Consider the following 11,667-nt stretch of genomic DNA (forward strand, 5'->3'; position numbering starts at 1 on the left):
TAATCATCATATCAAGTTATCAACATCTTGTCAACAACTTTTTATAATTAATTTTCGTTGGAAGCAAGCGGCTAACCGCTTTGTGCGCCTCAACAACGTATACTAATTTACCAATTATCCTGATAAATTGCAAGCCCTAAAATGCAAAAATAACCAGTCAATAATATCATGTTAATCAATCCACTTTGACAATATACGGTATTTAAAACCATAATCATGTTAATTGACTTCAAACCCTATCTACCACCACAATAAAATTCGCTTTTACTTAAGTTTAACCCCCAAACACCTCAATAATGTTCGGGTAAAAATAATCTAACTTTTTTTCAATAAATCGCTTTCTGAACTAAAGTTACTCAATCTGACCCAACAAAAACGGCAGTTAGCTTAGGAAACCCTAAGCTAACTGCCGTTTTAAATCTAATTATTTATCTTCTTCTGGACGCATCGTTGGGAAAAGTAAGACATCACGAATCGAATCCGCATCCGTCATTAACATAACCAACCGATCAATACCGATACCTAACCCACCAGTAGGCGGCATCCCGTATTCCAACGCCTCGACAAAGTCTTCATCAATATGTTCAGCTTCGTCGTTACCAGCAGTCCGTTCCGCAGCCTGAGCTTCGAAACGTTGCCGTTGGTCAATTGGATCATTCAATTCACTGAACGCATTGGCGTATTCATTACCTAAGATGAAGAGTTCAAAACGATCAGTAAACCGTGGATCTTCTTCATTCTTCTTAGCTAATGGCGAAATTTCAACTGGATGACCATAAACAAAGGTTGGTTCATTCAACGTGTCTTCAACAAATTCTTCAAAGAACGCATTAATGATATGACCAACTTTCCAGTATGGTTCATACTTCACGTGATGTTCATCCGCCAATTTTTGTGCATCTTCAATTGACATTGGTTGCCAGAAATCAATCCCAGTCTTTTCTTTAATCGCATCGACCATGTGAATTTGCTTAAATGGTTGATTGAAATCAACTTTTTGATCATGATAAGTGACAATGCCATCGTCAGTTACGGCTTGCGCTGCGGCTTTAAAAATACCTTCCGTCTCAGCCATTACATCATGGAAGTCGAAATAGGCGACATAAGTTTCCATCATGGTAAATTCAGGATTATGTTCACGGTCCATCCCTTCATTACGGAAAACCCGACCAATCTCATAAACCTTTTCCATGCCACCAACGATCAGGCGCTTCAAATGTAATTCCAACGCAATTCGTAAGTAGAGATCAATGTTCAACGCATTGTGGTGAGTCACAAATGGCCGTGCTGCCGCACCACCAGCTTGATTATGCAACATTGGCGTCTCAACTTCTGTGAAGCCTTGATCGTCTAAATGATGCCGAATCGCTGAAATGATCTTCGTCCGCTTCAAGAAACGATCAAAGCTATCGCGGTTAGAGATCAAGTCCAAATACCGTTGGCGATAGATCTGTTCCACATTCTGTAACCCATGGAACTTATCTGGCAATGGTCGTAACGCCTTTGATAAGAACGTTAAACCAGTTACTTTAATCGTTAATTCGCCAAAGTCCGTCTTAAAAACTTGGCCGGTAATTCCAAGGAAATCACCAATATCAGAACGCTTGAAGATATGGTAAGTATCTTCGCCGACTACATCTTTACGAATGTATAACTGCATCTTACCTGAGCGATCCCAGATATCAGCAAAACCGACTTTACCCTTACCACGCTTAGCTAGCATCCGTCCAGCAATGGTTGCCACCACTTGTTTAGCGTCTAGCTCGTCCTTATCCATATCCCCATACTTGTCTTGCAAGTCCTGGGCTAAATCAGTCCGTTCGAACCGGTGACCAAAGGGATCAATCCCCTCTTCACGCAGTTCATCCATTTTTTCGCGACGAACCTTCAGTTGGTCGTTCATCGTCTGTTCTTGTCGTGCCACTAGTGTTCCTCCATTTCTAGTTAGCGTACAGATTTATTCCGTACCTAAACAATCACTACATGTTAATTTTGACAATCACGCCGCCAAAATGCAAGTTAATTATTCACTTTACCGCGTGACTAGCCAAATAAGTTGCCGTCTGCTCCTGAAACTGCGTTAAAATGCGCATCATTTCTGCTAACGAGCTTGCCTCCATTAAAGCCACTTTGGTCCGTGCCGACCTTGGGATGCCTTTTAGATAGTACGGCGCTTGTTCACGGAATTCATGACATCCGCCCCGCTCACCTTTTAAAACCACTAACCGCTGCAAATGTTCCATTGCCGTTTGCATCTTAGCCATCGGTGTGGGTGGCGTTAGTAACTCCCCGGTTGCTAAATAGTGTACTGTCTGGGTAAGCATCCACGGATTACCTTCTACCGCCCGGCCAATCATGACGGCATCGGCCCCGACTTCATCAAGCATCCGCGCAGCATCTTGAGGTGTCTGAACGTCACCATTACCCATCAATGGAATCGTGAGGGCATCCGCCACCCGTTTTAACACGTCCCAATCAGCATGGCCTTGGTACATCTGCTTACGAGTCCGTCCATGCATTGCAACGGCAGCTGCACCAGCTCGTTCGGCAGCCCGCGCATTCTCGACGGCATATACGTGCTCTGCGTCCCAACCAGTTCGCATCTTGACCGTCACTGGTTTATTAACCGCAGCAGTCACAGCCGCGACCATCTCGTAGACTTTATCTGGACTTAAAAGCCACTTAGCGCCCGCATCAGTCTTAACCACTTTATTCACCGGACAGCCCATATTAATATCAATAATATCAGCATTGGTCTGCTGATCGACAAACTGGGCGGCTTGAACCAGTGTTGCTTTCGAACCACCAAAGATTTGAATACTCATTGGATGTTCTTTTGGATCAACAAACATCATTTCCAGGGTCTTACGATTATGATACATGATCCCGCGATCAGAAATCATCTCACAAACGACTAACCCCGCACCAAAATCCTTGCAGATTACTCGAAAGGCCGCGTTAGTCACGCCGGCCATCGGTGCCACTACGACACGATTGGGAATCGTCACATCACCGATCTGCCACTCTTGATTCATTAAGCGTCACCCTTGGACCGTGAGAGCACTGCTTCTAGTTCGCGTTCACTGAACTGATACTGGTCCCCACAAAAATGACAAACTGCCGTGGCACCATGATCTTCATCAATCATTGCTTGAACCTCATGCTTGGGCAAAGCCATTAGTGCTTCGGCAAATCGTTCTTTAGAACAATCGCATTCAAACTTAACTGGCATTTTATCTAATACCTTAACGTCACCATCAAATAATAAATCCAAAATATCTTCTGGTGACTTACCATCACGCATCAATTGGGAGACTAATGGCATGTCTTTGAGCTTGTTTTCTAGCGAGCTGATGGCTTCATCCGTCGCATTTGGCAATACTTGCACCAAAAAGCCACCGGCAACTCCAATCGAATTGTCGTCATTTACAAACACCGACAAGCCAACAGCTGATGGAATCTGTTCGGACTGTGCTAAGTAATACGTAAAGTCTTCGCCTAATTCACCAGAAACTAACGCAACCGTTCCGGTGAATGGATCCCCAACCCCCTGATCCTTAGTCACAGATAAAAAGCCATCAGTTCCAACAGCCGCCTTCACATCGATCTTATGCTTATCATTCAAAGGCAAGTGCACATGGGGGTGCTGTAAATACCCCTTGACCGTACCTTTAGCATTGCCATCAACAACGATACCACCAACAGGACCGTTCCCGTTGATTTTAACGGTCATTTGTTCTTCACCCTTTAAAACCGATGATGCTAATAATAACGTACCAACCAAGCTGCGGCCTAACGCTGCTGATGCTGCACTCCAGGTATCATGTCGGCGTTGGGCTTCAGCAACCACGCCCGTTGCGCTAACTGCGTACGCTCGAAACATCTCATTACCCGCGACGCTTTTTACTAAATAATCTGCCATTTAATCATACTCCTATCTCAATCCGTCTTTAATTGCGACCCGACGCTCATAACCGAATTAACGCAATTGATTTATTTTCCTGAAATATCATAACGCATAAAAGGAGCCGAGACAAAGTCCCAGCTCCTTCATTTTACTTTATTCAATACTATGCTTGCGAATTAGTATCATCCTGCGATGATGGTGTGGCACTTTCAGCATTTGGTAAACCGGTGGCTGAAGTTGCGACATCACTGTCGGTAGCTGATTCAGTGGCTGAATTAGCTGTTGAATTGACACTACTGTCAGCACTAACTTCTGAACTAGCATCCGATTCACTTGGGAAACTTGGTTCAGCAACACTCACATTAGTCGTAGTGTCAGCTGAGTCTGCTTGCTTATCATCCGAACTTTGGTTTTGCGCGTGCTTTTCAGCTTCGCGACGTTCCAATTCACGTTTGGATTCTTCGAAGGTAGCTGCTTTCTCACTTGGAAATTCATTACTATCCTTTTCAGGCATCTTACCAGTCTTAAACAGACTGAGAATTTGCTTTTCATCCAATGTTTCGTACTTCAATAAGGCTTCCGCAATTAACTTATGCTGTTCACGGTGTGACTCGATAATATCCGTAGCAGTTTGATGCGCTTCTTGGCTCAAACGCCGGACTTCATCATCGATCAATTGTGCCGTATGTTGTGAAAAGGCACTCGCACCCATACCCTGTTGGTAAGCTGCTTGTTGGTTGGCATTTTCTAACTCAACAGGACCAAGCTTTTCACTCATCCCATATTGAGTAACCATTGCCCGGGCAATTTGCGTTGCCTGTTCAAAGTCATTAGAAGCACCTGATGATTGCGCCCCAAAGATAATTTCTTCAGCAGCACGACCACCCATTAAACCAGCCATTTGTTCCTTCGCATCACGTTTCGACATCAACATCTGATCTTCACGTGGTAACATGATGGCATAACCGCCAGCACGACCCCGTGGCACGATCGTTACTTTATGAACGACCCGTGCATCATTCAAGACCAATCCAACAATCGTATGACCAGCTTCGTGATAAGCCACGGTTTCCCGTTCATGCTTATTCACAACGCGATCATGCTTAGCAGGTCCGGCAATGACCCGATCTTCTGCTTCATCGAGATCCGCAGCGTCAACTTGCTTCTTATTACGACGGGCAGCTAACAAGGCCGCTTCGTTCAATAAGTTTTCCAAATCGGCACCCACGAATCCAGGTGTTTGCTTGGCAATTTCCTTCAAATCAACGTCAGCTGCTAATGGCTTATTCTTAGCATGGACTTTTAAGATGGCTTCCCGACCCTTAACGTCTGGACGACCAACTAAGATCTTCCGGTCGAAACGACCTGGACGAAGTAAGGCAGGATCAAGTACATCAGAACGGTTTGTCGCCGCCATGACGATGACACCTTCATTACCTGTAAAACCATCCATTTCAACTAACAATTGGTTCAGGGTTTGTTCACGTTCATCATGACCGCCGCCCATACCATTGCCACGTTGCCGACCAACCGCATCAATTTCATCAATAAAGATGATAGATGGGGCGTTCTTCTTAGCTTGTTCGAATAAGTCCCGAACCCGGCTAGCACCAACCCCGACGAACATTTCGACGAAGTCAGAACCAGAGATTGAGAAGAATGGGACACCAGCTTCACCGGCAACCGCTTTAGCAAGCAACGTTTTACCAGTACCAGGAGGCCCCTCGAGGAGTACCCCAGATGGGATCCGTGCACCTAAGGACACGAACTTCCGCGGATCTTTCAAGAATTCGACAACTTCGACCAATTCTTGCTTTTCTTCTTCTTCACCGGCAACATCTGAGAAACGAACCTTATTTTGCTTACTATCAGCTGGTTTTGCTTTGGTCTTACCAAAGTTCATAACCCGGTTGTTCCCGCCGCCTTGTCCTGCTTGTCCCATCATCATATAGAAGAGGAATAACATCAGGATGACTGGCGCGATGTACATTAATAACGTGACCCAGATGCCGCTAGATTCTTCGGCCTTAGCCGTAACCTTGACGTCATGCTTAGCCGCCAACTTAGAAACTTGGTCAACCGTGGAGTTGTTTTCCAACATCGTTGTTGAAAATGACGTCGTCTTTGTAGATGCGCTCTTGATACCAAGGGCGTTTGCAGAAGAAGTCGTCCGTGCTTTCCGGTATGAACCAGTTACCTTGTAGACGCCGCCACTAGGCTGGATACTAACGTTTTTAACGTTATTCTTATCTAATTGTTTGACAAATTCGCTATAACGAATATTTTGCGTTTGTGAGCCGGAATTACCGCCAAAGAAAAAGTAGATAATTCCCATCAAGCTCAGAAACATCAAAATGTAAAATAAGCTATTACGAAAGAGTCCATTGCGTCGATTGTTCATATGTGCCTCCTTCATCGAAACTTTTATATACAGTACTTCGATAGTCTAAATAATAGCACATTTGACTATCATTGACCAATTATTTATGCTCGTAAATCGCAGGTTTTAAAATCCCAACGTACGGCAAGTTCCGATAGCGTTCTGCATAGTCAAGACCGTAACCGACCACAAACTCATTCGGTACTTCAAAACCAATATAATCTGCCTTAATATCAACGAGTCGACCAGCTGGTTTATCCAATAACGTGCAGACCTTAACTGAGTTCACATCGCGCCGCTTCAACAAATCGATCAAGAACTTCAACGTCCGCCCGGTATCAATGATGTCTTCAATGACTAACACATCACGACCCGTCACATCAGCATCTAAGTCCTTCGTTAGTTGAACCTCACCACTAGAGATCGTTTCATTACCGTAACTTGATAAATTAATAAAATCAAGATCCGCGTAAATATCCATTTCACGAATAATGTCCGTGGTAAATAAAACGGCACCCTTGAGTACGCAAATAATTAATGGGTTCTTACCAGCATATGCAGTTGTGAGTTCTTTTCCTAATTTTTGTGCAACCTGATGGATATCCTCGCGACTATAAAGTACTCGTTCAATGTCGTTGTTCATCGTTTCAGATGTACTCCTTTCAACTCTCGTGTTTTAAGGCTAAAAATACTGTCTGGGTACCAGTCGTACGATAGCTAAACTTATGACCGACCACCCACAGAACGTTCCCTTGAGCATTCACTAACACTTGCACCTGTTCACGCCGTTCAGCCGGAACTTTTCGATCAATCAGCAGTCGACGTACCAGCTGATGACCACCGCCCTTGAGAACGATTCGATCACCAGCTTGCCACGGCCGCCACACTAGCGGCCAATCGGCTTCTGTTAACCAAAATGGCTGACTGACAACATTTGGCACCCGCGTAAAGATTCCCACCGTTTGGGTTGCAGTAATTTTCTGCCATTGGTTTAAGTCTACCATAATTTTTTCACGGGGCATTAACTTTTTACCCCTTTTTTTTATTGGCAAAGCTTCAATGATACCAGCGTTACGGTACAACTCCCAGGCCGCGTTTACCGTTAATCTACTCGTGGCAGGCCGCGTCCGTTGTCCCCACGAGACCAGCGGTTGTAACTTCGATTCGGTGAATAGTTGTTGCGTCTGCTGCTCGAGCCACGTCGCAAAAACGGCTAACTGCCACTGGCTCGGGAGTGCGCCCCACTGATCAACAACCAACGCCCCTGTGGCCGTTACGACCTGCGACAGTAGTACCGTGACCATTTGCTTTTTAGCCGTCAACAGCGTTGTCAACTGTTGCTGGTAATCGGCCACATGCTTTAATAACTGGGGATTAACCGTCATAAGTTCTGGCACGACACGGTGCCGAATCCGATTACGGGTCAAGGCCACATCTTGATTAGTAACGTCTTCAAAATAAACGACATGCTGCTCGGCAGCATAGTTTCGTAGCTGATCTTTCGACCACGTCAACAACGGCCGAATTAATCGGCCCGTTGCAAAGGGCCGACTAGTTGCGATTCCTGTCAATTGTGAGATGTCGCCACCACGCGCAAGCTTCATCAGATACGTTTCGACTTGATCATTGGCGTGGTGCGCAGTCAAAACTGCCGTTGCACGATTTTCCCGCATCACCTTAGCAAAAACATGGTACCGAAACTGACGCCCAGCTGCTTCAATACCACTCTTGGGATGTGCCGTGGGTAGCCAATCGGCCATGACTAGCTGCAAGTTTTGCTGCTGGCAATATTGTCGCAAGTAGTCCGCTTCCATTTGACTTTGTTCGCGTAAATGATGATTAACATGAGCCACCACTACCCGTGGCCGTTCCGCTGCTGGCAATCGTTGCAACAAATGCAACAATACCATTGAATCGACCCCAGTCGACACCGCTACCACCACTGTTTGCTGTGGTGATAACAGTTTGGCTGCAGCTAATTGCCGATTGAACTTTTGAATTGGTGTCATCTTAACCTCCCATCTAACTTCATTATAAATACATTGGATTTATTTATTGTTAAAACTTGCCGATTAGTTGGCTGGTCGTTTGTCACCTATTTGAACATTATTCCGACTGGATAGCATAAGATGAACTAGCCAAGCAAGTTTACGGTAACTCACACTGTTTCCAACGTGTCTCACTGACTGACCTTGAACAATCGGCAATTTTCAATAAAAAAAGCACGGTCGTGACTCTAAATAGCCGCACCGTGCTTCAAAATTTAACTAGATTAATGGCAAGTCACTAAGTTTAGCTACGACGACCACCACGGCCACCACGCTTACCTTCAGTATTACGCTTTAAGGTTGCTAGCCGATCCTCGCTATCTTTTAAGAAGCCAGACATCAATGAATCAAAGTCCTGCTTCTTAGGTTCATGTTGTCGTGATTGGTAACGACCGCCGCCATTTCCCCCACGACTATGGAAATTATTTGACCGATCGTGATGATTGCCATTGCTTTGACGTTCACCATGACCATGGTTGTTACCTTGATGATTGTTTGGCCGGTTGCCACCCTGATGGTTGCCATGATGTTCATGTTCACCTTGAGGCTTGTCAACCGCTTTACGAATTGACAAGCCAATCTTACCGTCATCACCAACGGATAACACTTTGACTGTAACATCGTCGCCCACGCTCAAGACATCATGAATGTCCTTTACAAAGCCATCGGAAACCTCACTGATGTGTACTAGCCCCGTTTGATTATTACCCAAGTTTACAAATGCACCAAAATTAGTAATCCCAGATACCTTACCAGTGACTTTTGTACCTACTTCAATTGCCATAAAAAAAGTTGTTCCTCCTATGAAATAATGGTTTTAGTATAGCATACTTTGTGAAACGTTGAGTTATACATTTAAGCAATTAATAAAAAGTGGTCTACTCATATAAAGCAGACCACAACCCCGATTAGTTGGCAGTTACATCGGCAGCATTATCATTTGGTAAGCTGTAGACCGTTTCGCCACTCTTCGTATAATCATACTTTGAACGTAATAACTTTTGTAAGTAATCCTTATTATTCAACTGTTTGATCTGACTCTCAAGTTGATTATTTTTTTGCTGCACCTTTTTTAATTTAACTTGACTGGTCGCAACTTGACGGTTTACCTGGTGCAGATTGGACCGCGTATTAATCAACTGAAAACCAAAGAATAGTATCAATGCTCCGAACACCGCAACAATCAAAATAAACCGTCGCCGCCGTACTTGTGCAACACGCTGGGCTTGCCCATGCTCGTCGGTGGCAACTTGACGAATATAATCATTATCTAACTGCTTGATTTTGTTACGTGACCCGTTCGTCATGTTGGTCCAGTCCTTTCAAATTGGGTTGCCTAAATTATAACAACTTCATCGGCCGGTGTAAACGACATCATGCTGATTAAGTCAACGTTTACGACCATTTCGATGAACGGATACACCGACCTAATCACTAAATGGTTGGCGATAATCCGTTTTGTAGTCTTCGCTGATGATGTCATACATCAGCTCGGCATCATTTTTCTTAGTTGTTTCCAATAACTGCGTCACTTTGACTGTTAATGTCTTATTTCCAAAACTAATAATTAGTTCATCATCAACGCTAACATTACTGGAAGATTTCGCTACCTTACCGTTAATTTGAATCCGCCCCTTATCGGCGATTTCTTTAGCAACAGAGCGCCGCTTGATGATTCGTGAAACCTTTAAAAACTTATCTAAACGCATACTCATGAATGATGTTCCTTTCCTTTTGCAACGGCCTTAATTAGCCGCTTTCCATATGGCAACACTAACCACTCGCGAATCGTGAATAATCGGGCATAGACGGCCCCGGCAACAAACACCAGCACACCGATTAGCACCCCAATCACCGTTATAATTCCAGCCATTCCACGCGTATTCGCTAGTATCGGACCTACTAAGGCGGTGATTTGATGACAACTAAGGATCACCACGATACCCATTACGGCACTTAATGCGAGCAATTTTATCAAATAACCACTCTCTAATAGCACCTGCTGCAAGTCTTCCGGCGAACCTAACCACATGACCGCAAACATCACGGCCAAGCTCAATACGGTCACCGCACTGGCACCGTTGATGCCATAGTGGACCACGAAGATGTAATTAGCCAGCACTTTTGTTGCTAATCCAGCAATGATGCCAATGATCATTGCCGTATATTCGTTCAAACTCTGTAACACACTTGTATACGTCGTAATCAACGCTGCAAATAAAATACTAATAATATAGATTCGCAATGCCGTTGTTCCTTCTAATGAACCAAATAACAAGCGATTGATTTGTGGCATCAACGCAACTAGACCGACCGTCGCTGCCATTGATAATGCTAAACTAACGTGAACCATCGCCTGTGTCTGGCGCTTGAATTCAATCGGTTGACGCTTGGCTAACGCATCCGTCAAAGCAGGCAATAACGTTGCTGAAAAGGCCGTCGCCACCACCAACCCTAACTGAACCAAAGGTTGACCACGATCGTAGACCCCTTTTAGTGCCTTGGCTACTTCTGGTAACTGACCTTGATGCACCAAGCCCCGCATAACCGTAAATGAATCCACTAATTGCAGTAAGATAACGACAGCGGCGACAAGACACAGCGTCCCACCTTCAATTACAAATCTTTTGGTTAATTTGCGATAACTAGGTAACGGGTGGGTCGGTGCGGGTGCGGGCGCCAATAAATAGCGTAGACCAAAAGCAGTAAAAATCAGTGATGAACAGATTGCAGCTAGTGGCGCTGAACTCATTGCCCACGTTCCCATCCGATAATTATCCCAACCGAGACGGACACTGAAATATGCAGCCATGATGATAATTGCGACCCGTACGACCTGTTCGATCAGTTGGGACACTGCGGTCGGTCCCATCAAAAATTTTCCTTGATAGTAACCACGGCCGGTTGCTAACCATGGCATAAAGACAAACATCCAAGCCACGGCACTAATGATTGGTGCTAGATTAACGTCACCCATGTGGGCCGCAATCCACGTTGCACCAAGCTGCAAGCCGAAAAAGACGACCAACGATAATCCGGATAAGATATGAAACGCCCGCCGTGCAATCAGCGACTTACTCGTTTCGTCTGGCTGTTCTGCCACTAACTTAGAAATAAAATTTGGAAATCCATTTAATGCAAAGGTCATGCCAATGCCGTACAGCGGATAAATCTGCTGATAAACGTAAAATCCCGTATTACCAACCATGTTCTGTAAAGGAATCCGGTATACCGCGCTTAAAATCTTAGCGACTAATGATGATATCGATAAAATTAACGCACCTTTGAACACGGTGTTCAAGTGATCCTTTGGCATAACAAATCCCTTCTAC

Annotated in this window: 10 protein-coding genes; all 10 read right to left on the bottom strand. The window is 44.7% G+C overall.

All coding sequences use genetic code 11. From position 1 onward, the window contains the following. Positions 1 to 424: 424 nt before the first annotated feature. Entirely contained in the window at positions 425 to 1,924 is a 1,500-nt protein-coding gene (lysS, locus tag ACWQAU_RS00005) for a lysine--tRNA ligase (RefSeq protein ID WP_003642090.1), read from the bottom strand. A 103-nt stretch (positions 1,925 to 2,027) separates the two neighbouring features. Next, positions 2,028 to 3,035 (bottom strand): tRNA dihydrouridine synthase DusB, encoded by a 1,008-nt coding sequence (gene dusB, locus ACWQAU_RS00010; RefSeq protein WP_003642089.1) that lies wholly within the window; start codon positions 3,033 to 3,035, stop codon positions 2,028 to 2,030. Further along, entirely contained in the window at positions 3,035 to 3,922 is an 888-nt protein-coding gene (hslO, locus tag ACWQAU_RS00015) for an Hsp33 family molecular chaperone HslO (RefSeq protein ID WP_003642088.1), read from the bottom strand. The genes dusB and hslO overlap by 1 nt, the downstream gene beginning before the upstream one ends. Positions 3,923 to 4,070: 148 nt before the next feature. After that, positions 4,071 to 6,308 carry an ATP-dependent zinc metalloprotease FtsH gene (ftsH, locus tag ACWQAU_RS00020; protein ID WP_027821475.1) on the bottom strand — a complete coding sequence of 746 codons (2,238 nt, stop codon included), beginning with the start codon at positions 6,306 to 6,308 and terminating at the stop codon, positions 4,071 to 4,073. A 79-nt stretch (positions 6,309 to 6,387) separates the two neighbouring features. Beyond that, positions 6,388 to 6,930, bottom strand: a complete 543-nt coding sequence (gene hpt / locus ACWQAU_RS00025) for a hypoxanthine phosphoribosyltransferase (protein ID WP_003642086.1) — start codon at positions 6,928 to 6,930, stop codon at positions 6,388 to 6,390. A gap of 19 nt (positions 6,931 to 6,949) precedes the next feature. Beyond that, positions 6,950 to 8,296, bottom strand: coding sequence for a tRNA lysidine(34) synthetase TilS (gene tilS / locus ACWQAU_RS00030; RefSeq protein ID WP_027821476.1), 1,347 nt, complete (start codon positions 8,294 to 8,296; stop codon positions 6,950 to 6,952). A gap of 283 nt (positions 8,297 to 8,579) precedes the next feature. Continuing rightward, complete coding sequence (locus ACWQAU_RS00035; protein WP_003642084.1) at positions 8,580 to 9,119, bottom strand: S1 domain-containing RNA-binding protein; 540 nt, start codon at positions 9,117 to 9,119, stop codon at positions 8,580 to 8,582. Positions 9,120 to 9,243: 124 nt separating this feature from the next. Continuing rightward, positions 9,244 to 9,642 (bottom strand): FtsB family cell division protein, encoded by a 399-nt coding sequence (locus ACWQAU_RS00040; RefSeq protein ID WP_003642083.1) that lies wholly within the window; start codon positions 9,640 to 9,642, stop codon positions 9,244 to 9,246. A gap of 120 nt (positions 9,643 to 9,762) precedes the next feature. Next, positions 9,763 to 10,044, bottom strand: coding sequence for an RNA-binding S4 domain-containing protein (locus ACWQAU_RS00045; protein ID WP_024272511.1), 282 nt, complete (start codon positions 10,042 to 10,044; stop codon positions 9,763 to 9,765). A gap of 2 nt (positions 10,045 to 10,046) precedes the next feature. Next, the gene (locus ACWQAU_RS00050) at positions 10,047 to 11,651 is read right to left on the bottom strand and encodes a putative polysaccharide biosynthesis protein (RefSeq protein ID WP_003642081.1); all 1,605 of its coding nucleotides are present in this window, start codon (positions 11,649 to 11,651) and stop codon (positions 10,047 to 10,049) included. Positions 11,652 to 11,667 lie beyond the last annotated feature (16 nt).

It is taken from the genome of Lactiplantibacillus sp. 3062 (assembly GCF_055413545.1).